Consider the following 15304-nt stretch of genomic DNA (forward strand, 5'->3'; position numbering starts at 1 on the left):
CGCCGTTCGAACGGGTTTCGGCGCGGTCCCCCAAGCCGGTCCCCGCCGCCGGACCATGGTCCCCGACCGGGAGTTCCGGTCCGGCGGCGGGTTCGTTCAGGCCGCAGGCCGGTCGGGCGCCAGCAGCTCCCGGAGTTCGTCCATCGCCTCGCGAAGCCGGTCGGCGAACGTCCGCATCTGCCCGGCGACGGCCGACGGCGTACTCAGGTAGAGGTTGAACCGCTCGGGAAGCAGCACGTAGGCGACACCGATGCACTGGCTGCTGGTCGACCCGAAGCCGAAGTACTGGATGTTGACGGACGGTGCGGAGCTCGTGCTCAGGTAGTCGTCCCGCATGGTCAGCCAGCCCGGGGACCGGTACAGCGCGGGCTGCTCGGTCACCCCGAGCTCGGCTCCGCGCCGCCGCTGGATCAGCTCCAGCTCCCACAGGTGCTGCTCCGGCACCTGACCGGCCTGGCACGCCTTCGCGCGCGCCACATGGGCCTGGGTGGCCGCCCGGAACGCGGCGCGCCGGGCGTCCGCGTCCGCCGCCGGGTCCTCCATCGCCGCCACGAAAGCCACCATCTCGGGGGTGACGACGCGCATGGCCTCGGTCCGCCCGTGCCGGTACTGCCGGGTGGCGATCGACTCGTACGTGGCGCCCAGGAGCCCCTTGGCGCGCTGGTGGGCGAGCTGGTAGGCGGCCTGGACGAACGCGTCGGGCGAGACGCCCAGCGCCTTGGCCGCGCTGCTGCCGAAGTCCGCGAACGACAACGTGCTGGTCGCGGTGTTCTCCCCGTACTCCGCGAACGACTCGGCCGCGGAGCGCGCCCGCTCCCGCAGCGCGTCGTCCAGTTCGAACACGATCGGCTCCAGCACCGGGATCCCCTGGGAGCGGGCTCCGGACTGCCGGGACTGCTCCTCGGCGGGGGTGTCGAGCAGGGCGTCGGTGAAGCTGAGGATCGTGGTCCCGTCCAACTCGCAGTGCTCGACGTTGATGCCCGCCCGTCCGTCGGCGAAGACGACGAAGGACACGGCCTTGTCGAACCAGCGGTTGCCTCGGTCGCCGTACAGCAACTGGTCGCAGGCGTCCTGGACGTCCGCGGGGGCGAAGTCCTCCAGAGCGACGCAGAACAGGGCGGTCTCGACCGTGTCGAGGGCGTCGGCGTTGCGGGGGTGGCAGGCGAGAAGGGACTCCCGGGCCGTTGCCCACTCGGCGCGGGCCATGGTGGTGAGGTGGCCCACCGAGGTGTCCGCGCCGGCCGGGTCGGCCTTCATCACGGCGCGCAGCCCCGCCTCGATGTCGTCCAGGCTGTGCGGGACACCGTCCGGCCCCAGCACGTCCAGCCGGAACATGCCGCCCCGGAAGAACACCACCACGTGCCGGGCCTCGGACGGGCCGGGCCACTCCTCGGTGTAGGGGGCGCGGACGGTGTCCTGCCGCGCACCGGGGATACGCGTGCTGGAGAACAGGAACTTGTTCTGCACCATCGACTGGGGTGCTCCGCGCTGCACCACCGGTGGGATCAGCCCCTGATCGAGCTGCCGCTTGTGGTTGAGGGCCCCGGCGACGAGCCCGGCCGTCCGCTCCACCTGTGCCTGGCCGGAGTCCTTGAACAGGAAGAAGAAGTTGGCGTTGAGGGCGATCCGGTCCCGGCGGCCCAGGTACCGGTACGGCCAGAAGGTGTCGAGCCAGCTGTGCACGCCCTCCGTGGAGTCGTACTCCTCCAGCGCGGCGTGCAGCACCCGGCCGGGGCCACCGGGCCGGAGGAAGGCGGCGACCTCCGCCTCGGTCGCCGACCGCTCGTCGGCGGTCAGCAGCGGTGTACACCAGGCGAGAAACCGCTCGCAGCTCGCGTCCAGCGTGGGCAGCGGCACGCGCGGGAGGCTGTCCTCCTGGGCGAAGGTCGCGTTGCCTGACGCATCCTGACTGGTCTTCAACTCTGTTCTCGATTCGGATCGTTGTTGCCTGTGCGCTGACCTGTGATGTCGTCGTGCGGCCGGGAGAGGTAGAGCTGTGCGTACAGCCAGCCTTCCGTCTCCAGGCCCTCTGGATCCACCCCCGCGGCCGACATGCCGTCGAGCACGAGCGCCTGCTCCTGCGGGGACGCGAACCGCCGCTGCCTGAACACCTCGTCGACGCGGACGGTCCGGTAGCCCAGATCCGCCAACGCGCGCTCGACGGGGTCGAACGGGAACATCCGCAGCACGAAGTGCGCCATCCAGGGCCGGCGGACGCCCTGTGCCCGGACGACTCGTGTGAGGGTCCGCTCGGTGACGTAGCCGACGCAGCCCGTCGAGATCACCAGGTCCGCGCCCGAGAGCTGGGCGCGCTGTCGCCGGGTGGGCTCGTGCTCCTCCAGGTCGGCGTGCACCGCGCCGTCGAGGAACCCGGCGTCGAGAGCGTAGGACAGCGCGCTGCCGGAGGTGTCGAGGCCGACGAAGCGGATCGCTCGCGGCGGTCGGCGCGAGCGGGCCAGCTCCCGGTCGCGGGCCAGCAGCGTCTCGCGGCTCTCCTCCGCGCGCTCCTCGTCGCCGTAGCGCTCGTACAGCTCGTCCATGGTCGCGTCGTACTTCAGCAGGGCGGCGTTGATCCCGTACGAGCAGCCGATGTCCAGCACCTTGGGCACCGGGACGTGCCGGGACTCGCGGTACTCCGTGATGATCTTGGCGAAGTAGGGCTTGGCCTGCTGTGGAACGCCGTAGTCGAGTGGGCGCAGCGCCCTGAAATAGGTTCGCGGATCGGGCTGGTCGTAGATGTGGTCGAGGGTGACTTTTCCGGTCGCGTCGAAACGCACAGGGCTTACTCCTCCGTGGGATCGCACAGGGGGAAACGGCCTACGGCGACTGCGGGTTCTCTTCGCCCGCTAGTCGAGGAGCCGGTCGCCGCGGACCGCACGGCCCTCGGCCGCCAGGTGCTCGGGCAGCACCCGGCCGAAGAGCTGCCGGGTCCGTTCCACGCTCCCGATGACTCCGGGGCGCTCGCTGTAGGCGAATATCGCGGAGTGGCGCGCGACCTCGCCGCGCACCGGGCTCACTCGGTGCAGCGAGTAGCGCCCTTTGAACAACTGCAGGTCACCCGGTTGGAGGGGGAGGCGGTGGGTCAACAGCTCGCCTCGGCCGTCCAGTACGTCCCGGACGTCGTCGAAATTCTCCTGCCGCGCGGTCCGGATGTTCGGGCAGTACTCGAAGACGCCGCCGTCCTGCGCCTGTTGGGTGAGCATGCTGACGGTGAACTCGTTGGTGTCGAAGTGCCAGGGGTGCTCCAGGCCCGGTGCCACGACGTTGAGAACGAGCCCGGAGAGCGGGTCCGCCAGCTCGTGCAGCTCCGGCAGTTCGAAGCAGCGGGCGATGAAGTGCCGGAACACCGTGTCGGAGTAGAGCCGGCTGATGAGGGAGTCCGCGGGGATGCGGTCCCGGGCGACGAACGCGTTGCCCCGCTCGAAGGTCTTCCGGCCCGGATGGTCCGCCGGCAGCGCCGAGTCCACCGCGATGTTGTAGACGTTCACGGTCTCGACATCGTGGTGCGCCCGGGGCGCGATGGCCGAGCACTCCTGCCGCAGCACATCGCGCAGCGACGGGCGGACGAAGTCCGGCAGCACGGTGCAGCCGTGGGCCGACAGGTCGCGGCGGGCACGGGAAACCACGGCCCGTCCCCGGGCGCTCGCGAGTTCCGACAAGGGATAGCGGGCCGTGTCGACGACCTGGTCGAGCGTCAGGGCTTCCAAAGAGCGCATTCGATCCTCTCCGCATGGGCCGCCCCTCACGTCGGTTCCCTCGTCGGCCCGCCACCTCGTTACCCACACCCGGGACGAGTGATGCAGCCCGTGCGGTCGACCGGTCCTCACTCTCGGTCCTTCGGTAACTCGGCTGGCAGCAAGGGCACTTGAAGTTCCCACAGCGGCGCCGTGTTGTCTGTGACGCGTCACACTGCCCAACTGTGCGCTCCGACATGCCTCCGAGGGTTCGGCACTGGCCGACCGTCGCGTGGCGGGCGGCCCGGAGACCGGAGTCTGCCGGAGCGGGCGGAACGGCAGCGATCCCGAGCGGATGTCCCGCCCGGGATCGGGTGAAGGCCGGAAGCGAGCCGCGAGGGGCTACCGAGGGGTTACCGAGGTGCTGCGAGCAGCTTGCCGTCGACCAGGCCGTGCACGGTGCGTACGGCGGCCACCGACCAGGCCGCGACCAGCAACGCGTACAGGGCGACGGCGAGCGTGTCGAAGGCGGCCAGGCCGGTGTGCCGGGCCAGGCTCTCCGAGCCGGTCACACAGGTCCCCACCGGGAAGGTGAACGCCCACCAGGTCATCGCGAACCCCATGCCCTGGCGGCGGGCCCGGACGGTCATCGCGACGGCCAGCGCGAGCCACAGCAGCGCGAAGCCCAGCACGGGGACGCCGTAGAGGACGGCGAGGAGGGCGAAGCCCTGGTCGTACGGCGCGGGCACCACGCCGGGCGCGGCGTCCGCGAACTTGCCCACCGCGGTCGTCGACTGGCCCAGCGGACCGAGCACCAGGAACAGCGTCGGGGTGAGCGCGAGCGGCAGCGGACCCGCGGTGACGAGCCGGGCGAAGATCATCGGCAGCATCACGAGGGTCGCCAGCAGGCTGATCCCGAACATCGCCACACAGGCGAGGAGCAGCGTCTCCCGGGGCTGTCCGGCGGGCAGATGGGGGACCAGCAGGGGGCCGAGCGCGGCCGACACCATGGGGGCGACGATCGGCAGCAGCCACACGGGGGACGCCTGTCCGGGCTCGATGCGATGCCGTACGACCATGAGGTAGGGGACGGTCACCGCGGCGGCGAGACCGATCAGCGTCCCGGCGACGAACAGGACACTGTCCACGGCGACCGCCGCCTGCGTCCCGATCCAGTCCCGGCCGACGAGCAGCGTGCCGCCGCCCACGGCGAGCAGCGCCATCGAGAGGCAGCCGTAGAACGGGGCCATGGCCGGGTCGAGGAGGTGGGCGCGGGCCTGGTCGCGGTGGTACGTCCAGTGCAGGGCGCGGGCGGCGAGCAGTGACACCAGCAGGGTGAGCGACAGGGCCCAGACGACCGTGCAGGCGGTGCGCAGACCCGGCACGTCGCCGGGCAGTCCGGCTCCGGCCGTGGCCACGATCGCGGTGCCCATCACGGAGGCGTACCAGTTCGGGCCGAGATGCCGGACCGCGGCGATGCCGCGGTTCCCCGGGACACGGGTGGTGTTCGTGCCGGGGACGATTCCCGCCTGATGGGCGGACAGGGGCTGGGCTGCGGTGACCATGGCTCCACGGTGGCGCTCCCGCCGGCTCCCCACCAGGGAGCGCGAGCCTATGAGGGCATAAGCTGGCTTTATGAGCAGCAGTGCTGAGGACCGCCGTGAATAGCGGCGCCGACAACCGGCCCGGCACCCAGATCGCGCACCGGGTGCCCGATCTGGGCGCGCTGGAACTGCTGCTGGCGGTGGCGCGCCTCGGGAGCCTCGGGCGGGCCGCGCGCGAACTGGGGATCACCCAGCCCGCGGCGAGCAGCCGGATCCGTTCAATGGAGCGACTGCTCGGGGTGGCGCTCGTCGACCGTTCGCCGCGCGGCTCCCGGCTCACCCGGGAGGGGGCGCTCGTCACGGACTGGGCGCGCCGGGTGGTGGACGCGGCCGAGGCCTTCGACGCCGGGGCGCAGGCGCTGCGGGACCGGCGCGACTCGCGGCTGCGGGTGGCCGCGAGTATGACCATCGCCGAGTATCTGCTGCCCGGCTGGCTGATCGCGCTGCGCGCGCAGCGCCCCGACACGGCCGTGTCACTGCTCGCCGGGAACTCGGCGACCGTGGCCGAGCGGCTCCTGTCCGGTGAGGCGGACCTCGGCTTCGTCGAGGGGCTCTCGGTGCCGTCCGGTCTCGACGCGACCGTCATCGCGCACGACCGGCTGATCGTGGTGACGGCGCCCGGACATCCCTGGGCGCGTCGCCGGGCGCCGCTCGCCGCGGAGGAGCTCGCCGCGACGCCGCTCATCCTGCGGGAGGAGGGGTCGGGGACGCGTCAGGTCCTCGACTCCGCGCTCGGCGGGCTGGCCCGTCCGCTGATCGAGCTGTCCTCGACGACGGCGGTCAAGGCCTCCGCCGTCAGTGGTGCCGGGCCCGCCGTCCTCAGCGAACTCGCCCTGGGTGAGGAGCTCTCCGCCCACCGGCTGGTGAGCATTCCGCTCGCCGGCGTGCGGCTCGCCCGCGCCCTGCGAGCCGTCTGGCCCACGGGGCACCGTCCCACGGGCCCGGCCCGCGATCTGCTCTCCCTGACGCGGGGCGCGGCCTGAACCCAGGTGAACCCGGGGGCGCCCGACCGCAGAGGCGGCACGGGGTGCCGCCTGACCGGACAGGCCCTTTCTCGCCCCCTCCGCCCCTACCCGTCCCAGCACTCGGGGGCGCTGCCCCCGGACCCCCGCTCCTCAAACGCCGGAGGGGCTGGAAGTGGACGCCTGCTCCTCAAGTGCCGGAGGGGCTGGTTTTGGACGCCCGTTTCTCAATCGTTGGAGGGGCTGGACTTCGACGCTGCCGCGACCAGGCCCCGCATCACCCGCAGGTCGTCGCCCATCTCCGGGTGCCACTGGACTCCCAATACCCAGGCCGGGCCGGGGAGTTCGATCGCCTCCACGGTGCCGTCCGCCGCGTGGGCGGAGACCAGGAGATCGGCTCCGAGGCGGTCCACCGCTTGGTGGTGGTACGTCGGCACATCGCACGGCTCCGGTACGAGACCGGCGTACCGCGTCCCGGGTGCGGGCGTCACCTCGTGGTGTCCGACGACGCCGGTGTCCTTCACATGCCCGTCGAGGTGCTGGACGAGGGTGCCCCCGAGGGCCACGTTCAGGAGCTGGTGGCCCCGGCAGATGCCTAGGAGCGGGGTGCCGGAGTCCAACGCGGCCCGGATCAGGGCGAGTTCCCAGGCGTCGCGCTCGGGAGCGGGCGGGCCCGTACGCGGGGAGCGCTCGGCTCCGTAGCGGACGGGGTCGACATCGGGGCCGCCCGCGACGACCACCGCGTCGAGCCGGGCGACGGTCTCGGGCGCCAGGGCCGAATCGTCCGGCGGCAGCATGACGGCGAGTCCGCCCGCCCGCTGCACGAGCCGCGGATAGCCCGCCGGCAGCAGCGCGGCCTCCAGTTCCCACACGCCCCAGCGCGCCCCGACCTCCAGGTACGTACTCACACCGATCAGCGGCCTGCTCACGCGCTTCTCCCTCGGATCCGGGTCGCCACGACTCCCATGGAACGTCAATGGAAAGGTCTCATACCTTTGGGGGATGAGGGGCGGAAACACCATGGGCCCCGCACGTCCCGTCCGCTCAGGCCAGGAACCCGCGCAGCAACGCCGCCGTGCCCGCGCAGTGCTCCCGCATCATCTCCCGGGCCCCGTCCGCGTCCCCGTCGAGGACCGCCTCGACGAGGGCGGTGTGCTGGCGCTGCGAGTGCTCCAGATTGCGGACCAGGAGCGGGATGCAGTCGAGCAGGTCGTTGACCGAGGCGCGCACGGCCGCGTACCGCGCGGTGAGCGAGGGGGAGCCGCACAGCTCCGCGAGCGTGAGGTGGAGCATGGTGTCCAGGCGCCGGTAGTCGGCCAGCGGGGCGTCGTTCGTCCGGGTCAGCGCCTCGCGCAGCCGGCCGGCCTGCTCCGCGTCGAGCCCGTGCGACGCGCAGAGCCCGGCCGCGCCGACCTCCAGGACCTCACGGAAACGCAGTACGTCCTCGATGTCGACCGCCGCGACCCGGCGGCGCAGCTCGTGCTCACCGGGGGTGTCGGTGCGTGCCAGTACGAAGGTGCCGCCGTAGCGGCCGCGCCGCGACTCGACCAGACCCTGGTCCTGGAGCACCTTGAGGACCTCGCGCAGCGTCACCCGGCTGACCCCGAGCCGCTCCGCCAACTCCCGCTCGGCGGGCAGTCGTTCACCGCCCGGCACCAGGCCCAGCCGGACGATCTGGAGGATCTGCTCCAGCGCCTCCTCGAAGCCGTTGCCCGCCCGCACCGGCCGCAGCACCGGCGTCAGCCGGTCGTCCGTCCCGCGGTCGGGTTCCTCCCTCGTCATCCGGTCGCGCCCCCTTCCCAAGCAATGGTTCTCCGCAATACCTTATGGCTCTCGGCTGACCCAAGGAGGCTTTTCCGGTGGCAGACCGCACACCCCCGCTCGCCGTCGAAGAACTGCGCCGTCTCGTCGAGGCCGGGGACATAGACACGGTCGTCCTGGCCTTTCCCGACATGCAGGGGCGGCTCCAGGGCAAGCGGTTCGCCGCGCGCTTCTTCCTCGACGAGGTGCTGGAGCACGGCACGGAGGGCTGCAACTACCTCCTCGCCGTCGACACCGACATGAACACCGTCGACGGATACGCCATGTCCTCCTGGGACCGGGGCTACGGCGACTTCGCCATGCACCCCGACCTCGCCACCCTGCGGCGCGTCCCGTGGAACGAGGGCACCGCCCTGCTCATCGCCGACCTCGCCTGGAACGACGGCTCCCCGGTGGTGGCCGCGCCCCGCCAGATCCTGCGCCGCCAGCTCGAACGCCTCGCCCGGCTCGGCTACACCGCCCAGGTCGGCACGGAGCTGGAGTTCATCGTCTTCAAGGACACCTACGAGCAGGCCTGGGACACCGGCTACCGCGGACTCACCCCGGCCAACCAGTACAACATCGACTACTCGGTCCTCGGGACCGGCCGCATCGAGCCCCTGCTGCGCCGCATCCGCAACGAGATGCAGACCGCGGGCCTCACCGTCGAGTCCGCCAAGGGCGAGTGCAACCCCGGCCAGCACGAGATCGCCTTCAAGTACGACGAGGCCCTGGTCACCTGCGACCAGCACGCCGTCTACAAGACCGGAGCCAAGGAGATCGCCTCCCAGGAGGGCGTCTCGCTCACCTTCATGGCGAAGTACAACGAGCGCGAGGGCAACTCCTGCCACATCCACCTCTCGCTCGCCGACGCCGACGGCACCAACGTGATGGCCGGCTCCGCCACCGACCCGGGCGGCATGTCGGAGGTCATGCGTCACTTCCTCGCCGGGCAACTGGCCGCCCTGCGCGAGTTCTCGCTCCTCTACGCGCCCAACATCAACTCGTACAAGCGCTTCCAGCCCGGCTCCTTCGCGCCGACCGCCGTGGCCTGGGGGTACGACAACCGCACCTGCTCGCTCCGCGTCGTCGGCCACGGCCGCTCGATGCGCTTCGAGAACCGGCTGCCCGGCGGTGACGTCAACCCGCACCTGGCCGTCGCCGGACTCGTCGCGGCCGGTCTCCACGGCATCGAGCAGAAGCTGGAGCTGCCCGAGGCCTGCGCCGGCAACGCCTACACCGCCGAGTACGCGCACGTCCCCACCACCCTGCGCGAGGCAGCCGAGCTCTGGGAGAACAGTGCCGTGGCCCGCGCCGCCTTCGGCGACGAAGTGGTCGAGCACTACCGCAACATGGCCCGCGTCGAACTGGAGGCCTTCGACGCCGCGGTGACCGACTGGGAGCTGCGCCGCTCCTTCGAACGCATGTGAGGACCCCCTTGTCGCACCCGCCCACGTCCCCCTCGTCCACATCACCCTCGTACACCTCGCCGCCGTACGACCACGAGCTCCAGGTGCTCGACCCCGCCACCGAGGAGGTCGTCGCCACCGTGCCGGCCGCCTCCGCCAGGGACGTGGGCGACGCCGTCGTACGGGCCGGCCGGGCACAGGCGGGCTGGGCCGCGCTCGCGCCGGCCGACCGCGCCCGGCTGCTGCGCCGCTTCGCGGCCGTCGTCGACGACCACGTCGAGGAACTGGCCCGCCTGGAGGTCCGCGAGGCGGGCCACACCCTCGGCAACGCCCGCTGGGAGGCGGGCAACGTCCGCGATCTGCTCGACTACGCGGCCGGGGGAGTGGAACGGCTGACCGGACGTCAGATCCCCGTCGCGGGCGGCCTCGACATCACCCTCCTCGAACCCCTCGGCGTCGTCGCGGTCATCGCGCCCTGGAACTTCCCCCTGCCCATCGCCGCCTGGGGCACCGCGCCGGCGCTCGCCGCCGGCAACGCCGTCATCCTCAAACCCGCCGAGACGACCCCGCTGACGGCACTGCGGCTGGCCGAACTCGCCCTGGAGGCAGGCCTGCCCGAGCACCTCTTCCAGGTGCTCCCGGGCGCGGGTCCGGTCACGGGCGACGCGCTCGTCGAACACCCCGGCGTCGCGAAGATCGTCTTCACCGGGTCGACGGCCGTGGGCAAGCGGGTGAGGGCGAAGGGGTCCGCCCTCCTCAAGCGGGTCACCCTCGAACTCGGCGGCAAGAGCCCCAACATCGTCTTCGCCGACGCCGACATCGAGGCCGCCGCGGCGGCCGCCCCCATGTCGTTCCTCGACAACTCCGGCCAGGACTGCTGCGCCCGCACCCGCATCCTCGTCCAGCGGTCCGTCCACGACCGCTTCCTCGAACTCCTCGCCCCGGCGGTCGAGTCGGTCGTCGTCGGCGACCCCTCCGACGAGCGGACCCAGATGGGACCGTTGATCTCCAGGGTCCAACTGGAGCGCGTACGGTCCTACGTCGACGCCGACGCGCCGGGTATCCGCGGCAAGGCCCCCGAGGGCCCCGGCTTCTGGTTCCCGCCCACCGTCCTGACCGGCGTCGACCCCGGCGCGCGCGTGGCCGTCGAGGAGGTCTTCGGCCCCGTCGCCGTCGTGCTGCCCTTCGACGACGAGGCCGACGCGATCCGGCTCGCCAACGCCACCGACTACGGCCTGTCCGGCTCCATCTGGACCCGCGACATCGGCCGCGCCCTGCGCGTCTCGCAGGCCGTCCGCGCCGGCAACCTGTCCGTCAACTCCCACTCCAGCGTCCGCTACTCGACCCCCTTCGGCGGCTTCAAGCAGTCGGGAATCGGCCGCGAACTCGGCCCGGACGCCCTCACCGCCTTCACCGAGACCAAGAACGTCTTCATCAGTACGGAGGGTCCCGCCCAGTGACTTCAGACACCCCAGAGACCATCTGCCGCCGCCTGGTCGGCCGCACCGCCGTCATCACCGGCGCCGCCAGCGGCATCGGCCTCGCCACCGCGCGCCGGCTCGCCTCGGAGGGCGCCCACGTGGTCTGCGGCGACATCGACGAGCAGCACGGCAAGGCCGTGGCCGAGGAGGTCGGCGGGACCTTCGTCAAGGTGGACGTGACCGACCCCGAGCAGGTCGAGACCCTCTTCAGGACGGCGTACGAAACCTACGGCTCGGTCGACATCGCCTTCAACAACGCGGGCATCTCGCCGCCGGACGACGACTCCATCCTGGACACCGGCCTGGAGGCATGGAAGCGCGTCCAGGAGGTCAACCTCACCTCCGTGTACCTGTGCTGCAAGGCCGCCATCCCCTACATGCGCCGCCAGGGCAGGGGCTCCATCATCAACACGGCGTCCTTCGTGGCCCGGATGGGCGCGGCGACCTCCCAGATCTCGTACACGGCCTCCAAGGGCGGGGTGCTCGCCATGTCCCGTGAACTGGGCGTCCAGTTCGCCCGCGAGGGCATCCGGGTCAACGCCCTGTGTCCCGGCCCGGTCAACACCCCGCTGCTCCAGGAGCTGTTCGCCAGCGACCCCGAGCGGGCCGCGCGCCGGCTGGTGCACATCCCGGTCGGGCGGTTCGCCGAGGCGGACGAGATCGCGGCGGCCGTCGCGTTCCTCGCCAGCGACGACTCCTCCTTCGTGAACGCCACCGACTTCCTGGTGGACGGAGGCATCTCGGGCGCGTACGTGACGCCCCTGTAGGCCGGCCACGGGTACGGCCGGCGGGCGGGACGGCCCGGTCGAACCCCGACCCCGCGGACACCGTGTACCGCTCGTCCCGGCACGTCCTAGAGTGCCGGGATGAGCATGACGCCTCCGCCCGGCTGGTACCGGGACCCGTCGTACCCGCTCGTCGAGCGCTGGTGGGACGGGACCGCGTGGACCGACCACCGGCGTCAGCCCGAGACACCCCCGGAGCCCCTCGTCCGGCCCCCGTCACCCGGCGGCTCCGGCCGGGCCAAGGCCGTCGCTCTCGGGACCGCCGGCGTCGTCCTCGTCGCCGCGATCGTCACGGGCGCCGTGCTGCTGCGCGGCCACGACAGCGGTGACGGGTCCGCGGCACGGACCACCCCAGCCGTCGCGTCCCCGACGGCGGCCGACGGCCCGGCACCGTCATCGGCCGGGCCCTCGCCGTCGGCCGGCGATCCCTCCGTCGTCGTCGACGAGCTCGACGGCGTCACCTTTCCGGTCCTCGACGGCTGGGCACGGCCGCAGTACGTCGTCGACCACGACACGGTGCTGACGACCCCGGGCACCTACGACTGTCCGGGCGACCCCGGTCTGTGCCGGCACGGCCGGGTCACCTCGCGCACGGCGACGGCCACCGACGAGACGTCCCCCAAGGCCCTGGCCGAGGGGGACATCAAGGACGCCTCCGACAGCTCGTACGGCCACGACCTCGTCGGCAGCCGCCCCTACCGGGGTGTCACCTCCCACCGGCTGGTGAAGGCCGGCTCGGTCGCCGTCGCCGGGCGCGCCGGATACCTCGTGCGCTGGAAGGTCACGACGGGCGTGGGGCCCGGGGGATACGTCGAGTCGCTGGCCTTCCCGTCCAGCGTGGGCTCGCAGTCCCCGGTCATCGTGCGTTTCGCCTTCGACGCCGGTGGCGACGGACCGCCGCTGTCCGACATGGACCGGATCACCCGGGGGATCCGGTCGGTCGGCGAGAAGGCCGGCGGTGGCGGTGTGGGCAGCAGCATCGGACCGTCGAAGTGAACGGTCCCGTGGCGGCCGGGTGTCCGGTGACCCGGCCGCACGCGTAGGGGCGCGGGAAGCCCCGGCGGATCAGAGGAAGGTGTGACCCTCGCCGCGATAGGTCGGGACGGCGGCGGTGACCGTGTCGCCCTCGACCAGGTGAAGGGTGTCGAACCGCTCGCACAGCTCACCGGCCTTCGCGTGCCGGAACCACACCTTGTCGCCGATGAGCAGATCGTCCGCCGGGGAGCCCAGCAGCGGGGTCTGCACCTCGCCGGGACCCTCCTGGGGGTCGTACGACAGCCCCTCCGGCAGATACGGGACGGGCAGCCGGTCGGCGCCCGCGGCTCCGGACGCGGGATATCCGCCGCCCAGCACGGTCACCACACCCACGCCCGGCCGGCGCACGACCGGCTGGGCGAACAGCGCGGCGGGGCGTCCGCTGAAGGACGTGTAGTTGTCGAAGAGCCTCGGCACATAGAGCCCCGACCCGGCCGCGATCTCGGTGACCGCGTCCTCGGCGGCCGTGTGCTGGACGCTTCCGGTGCCGCCGCCGTTGACGAACTCGAGGTCCGGCTCGATGGCCCTGACCGCCCGGACCACGTCCGCGCGCCGCTGGGCCAGCTCCTTGCGGGCGGTGGCCTGCATCAGCCGTACGGCACGCGAGCGCAGGGGCCGACCCGATATGGCGTCGCCGACGCCCGCGATGTGGCCCTCGTACGCCATGATCCCCACCAGCTTGAAGCCCGGCGCGCGCTTGACGGCACGGGCCATCTCCGCGACCTGGGCGGCGGAGTGCAGCGGCGAACGCAGCGCGCCGACCCGGACCCGGCCGCCGAACAGCTTGAGCGAGGTGTCCAGTTCCAGGCAGACCCGCACGACCTCGGTGCCGCCCTGGCGTGCCTCGTCGATGAGACGGAGCTGCGCCGGGTCGTCGACCATCACGGTCACCGCGGCGGCCAGCTTGGGGTCGCCGGTCAGCTCGGCGTAGGCCTTGCGGTCGGCGGACGGGTAGGCGAGCAGGATGTCGTCGAATCCGGACCTGGCCAGCCACAGCGACTCGGCGAGGGTGAAGGACATGATCCCCGCGAAGCCGTCCCGGGCGAGGACGCGTTCGAGGAGGGTGCGGCAGCGGACGGACTTGCTGGCGACACGGATCGGCTTGCCGCCGGCCCGGCGGACGAGGTCGTCCGCGTTCGCGTCGAAGGCCTCCAGATCCACGATCGCGACGGGGGCGTCGAGGTGAGCGGTGGCCCGGTCATAGCGGGCCCTGTCGGCGGCACGGGCAGTCATGGCCGAAGCCTGCCAGACTCCATTACCGCAGGGTAGGGGGACGTTCCGGGCAGATGCCCCGGCGGCTCGTACTGGTTCCCGCCGGACGCGCGTCAACCCGTAGAGTGACGCGGACGCAGGGAGGAACGACCTTGCCCCGGCGGGCCCTGCCCGGGGTGACGGTCCACCGGCGCGGGTATGCGTGCCCGTGGCGGGCCCCTTCCGCGCACGAGAGACGGTTCGCCGAGTTCCGGGGCGGCCGACAGCCCGGTACGAGGAAACGGGGGGTGCATGAGTACGGAAGCGCGGCGTGCCTCGAACACCCCGGGCCCCACCCCGTCGCCTGCCGAGGCCCCGTCGGCGCAGCCGACCCCACCGGCTCCGGCCGGACGTCCGACCCCGCCGCCTCCGGCGGTCCCGTCGCACCCTGCGACCCCTCCCATGACTTCGGCCGCTCCGGGCCGGTCCGCTCGGACGGCTCCGCCCGGCGGGCCGACCCCGGCGAAGCCGGTTCGTTCGCCCGCGCCGACCCTGGCGGGCGGGGAGGACTGGTCCGCCGAGGATCCTCCGCCGAACCCACCGGTTTCCCCGTCCGGGTCCGGACACCCCGCGTCCGACCGTGCCCCGGCGTTCCCGCCGCGCCCCGGGAACCCGCCCCGTGGCGCGGCTCCGTCCGTGCCGCCGCAGCCCGTCGGGCCGCCGTCGGCGCGGGAGTGGTCCGGTTCACCGACCGGGCGGCCCGCCGCTGAAGGAGGGTCCCGCCCCTTCGGCGACGGTTCCGCCCCCGCTTCCGCCCCGAAAACCCCGCCCGCGCCCGGCTCGGCGCCGGACTTCCCGCGGTTTTCCCCACCGGCTTCGCCACCGACCTCCGGGCTGATTTCCGCGCCGGGACCCGTACACGCCTCGCGGGTGCCTTCGCCGCCGCGTTCCTTCGACTTCTTCGACACCTCGGCAGAAACAGCCGAAACAGCCGAAACAGCCGGCACGCCAGGCGCACCTAGGTCCGCCTCGCCCTCCGGACCCGGGCCGACGTCGCTCCGCACGCCGGGGCCCGCGTCGGCGGGCGCCCCGGAGTCGGGCCCGTCCGGCACACGGGGGCCCGCCTCGTCCGGCAGGCCGACGTCAGCATCGCGCGGTGTGCCGGGTGCAGCAGTGCCGGGCGGGTCGACGTCCGCCCCGTCCGGTACGCAGAGGTCGGCCGCGCTCGGTGCGCAGAGGCTCGACTCGCCCGCCGCGCGGGGGGCTGCCTCAGGCACGACGTCAGGGTCCGTAGCGACCGGTGGGCCCGGCTCGGTCTCGGGTGGTGGGCGGGGGTCTGCCCCGGGCGGGCTGCCGACGTCCG

Annotated in this window: 12 protein-coding genes; 5 read left to right on the top strand and 7 right to left on the bottom strand. The window is 72.6% G+C overall.

Annotated elements, in window-relative coordinates:
* Positions 1-96: 96 nt before the first annotated feature.
* From OHT01_RS31700 to OHT01_RS31715, 4 genes are all read right to left on the bottom strand, one after another.
* A complete protein-coding gene (locus OHT01_RS31700; RefSeq protein ID WP_328556528.1) occupies positions 97-1920 on the bottom strand; it encodes a choline/carnitine O-acyltransferase in 1824 nt (607 codons plus the stop codon).
* Positions 1917-2777 (bottom strand): class I SAM-dependent methyltransferase, encoded by an 861-nt coding sequence (locus tag OHT01_RS31705; protein ID WP_328556529.1) that lies wholly within the window; start codon positions 2775-2777, stop codon positions 1917-1919. The genes OHT01_RS31700 and OHT01_RS31705 overlap by 4 nt, the downstream gene beginning before the upstream one ends.
* 69 nt (positions 2778-2846) lie before the next feature.
* Positions 2847-3716, bottom strand: a complete 870-nt coding sequence (locus OHT01_RS31710) for a HalD/BesD family halogenase (protein WP_328556530.1) — start codon at positions 3714-3716, stop codon at positions 2847-2849.
* A 371-nt stretch (positions 3717-4087) separates the two neighbouring features.
* Complete coding sequence (locus tag OHT01_RS31715; protein WP_328556531.1) at positions 4088-5239, bottom strand: TDT family transporter; 1152 nt, start codon at positions 5237-5239, stop codon at positions 4088-4090.
* Positions 5240-5334: 95 nt separating this feature from the next.
* On the opposite strand from OHT01_RS31715, the gene OHT01_RS31720 reads away from it, so the two are divergent.
* On the top strand, positions 5335-6261 hold the full coding sequence (locus tag OHT01_RS31720) for a LysR family transcriptional regulator (protein WP_328556532.1): 927 nt from the start codon (positions 5335-5337) through the stop codon (positions 6259-6261).
* Positions 6262-6467: 206 nt separating this feature from the next.
* On the opposite strand, the gene OHT01_RS31725 is transcribed toward OHT01_RS31720, so the two are convergent.
* Positions 6468-7169 (bottom strand): gamma-glutamyl-gamma-aminobutyrate hydrolase family protein, encoded by a 702-nt coding sequence (locus tag OHT01_RS31725; RefSeq protein ID WP_328556533.1) that lies wholly within the window; start codon positions 7167-7169, stop codon positions 6468-6470.
* Between the two features lie 115 nt (positions 7170-7284).
* On the bottom strand, positions 7285-8022 hold the full coding sequence (locus OHT01_RS31730) for a FadR/GntR family transcriptional regulator (protein ID WP_328556534.1): 738 nt from the start codon (positions 8020-8022) through the stop codon (positions 7285-7287).
* A 77-nt stretch (positions 8023-8099) separates the two neighbouring features.
* Here OHT01_RS31730 and OHT01_RS31735 point away from each other — a divergent pair, with 77 nt between their 5' ends.
* The 4 genes from OHT01_RS31735 to OHT01_RS31750 all read left to right on the top strand — a co-directional run bounded on the left by OHT01_RS31735 (position 8100) and on the right by OHT01_RS31750 (position 12711).
* Positions 8100-9470 carry a glutamine synthetase family protein gene (locus tag OHT01_RS31735; RefSeq protein WP_328556535.1) on the top strand — a complete coding sequence of 457 codons (1371 nt, stop codon included), beginning with the start codon at positions 8100-8102 and terminating at the stop codon, positions 9468-9470.
* 83 nt (positions 9471-9553) lie between these two features.
* Positions 9554-10909 carry an aldehyde dehydrogenase family protein gene (locus OHT01_RS31740; RefSeq protein WP_405918545.1) on the top strand — a complete coding sequence of 452 codons (1356 nt, stop codon included), beginning with the start codon at positions 9554-9556 and terminating at the stop codon, positions 10907-10909.
* Positions 10906-11697, top strand: a complete 792-nt coding sequence (locus OHT01_RS31745) for a 3-oxoacyl-ACP reductase (RefSeq protein WP_328556537.1) — start codon at positions 10906-10908, stop codon at positions 11695-11697. Before OHT01_RS31740 ends, OHT01_RS31745 begins: the two co-directional genes overlap by 4 nt.
* Positions 11698-11796: 99 nt before the next feature.
* On the top strand, positions 11797-12711 hold the full coding sequence (locus tag OHT01_RS31750) for a DUF2510 domain-containing protein (RefSeq protein WP_328556538.1): 915 nt from the start codon (positions 11797-11799) through the stop codon (positions 12709-12711).
* A 69-nt stretch (positions 12712-12780) separates the two neighbouring features.
* On the opposite strand, the gene OHT01_RS31755 is transcribed toward OHT01_RS31750, so the two are convergent.
* Entirely contained in the window at positions 12781-13983 is a 1203-nt protein-coding gene (locus OHT01_RS31755; protein ID WP_328556539.1) for an amino acid deaminase/aldolase, read from the bottom strand.
* Positions 13984-15304 lie beyond the last annotated feature (1321 nt).

The organism is Streptomyces sp. NBC_00358, from assembly GCF_036099295.1.
GTDB lineage: Bacteria > Actinomycetota > Actinomycetes > Streptomycetales > Streptomycetaceae > Streptomyces.

Excerpts from the sequence above, each read along its gene's own strand:
- OHT01_RS31715 (WP_328556531.1), bottom strand. The coding sequence starts at position 5,239 with ATGGTCACCGCAGCCCAGCCCCTGTCCGCCCATCAGGCGGGAATCGTC.
- OHT01_RS31750 (WP_328556538.1), top strand. The coding sequence starts at position 11,797 with ATGAGCATGACGCCTCCGCCCGGCTGGTACCGGGACCCGTCGTACCCG.
- OHT01_RS31755 (WP_328556539.1), bottom strand. The coding sequence starts at position 13,983 with ATGACTGCCCGTGCCGCCGACAGGGCCCGCTATGACCGGGCCACCGCT.
- OHT01_RS31730 (WP_328556534.1), bottom strand. The coding sequence starts at position 8,022 with ATGACGAGGGAGGAACCCGACCGCGGGACGGACGACCGGCTGACGCCG.
- OHT01_RS31710 (WP_328556530.1), bottom strand. The coding sequence starts at position 3,716 with ATGCGCTCTTTGGAAGCCCTGACGCTCGACCAGGTCGTCGACACGGCC.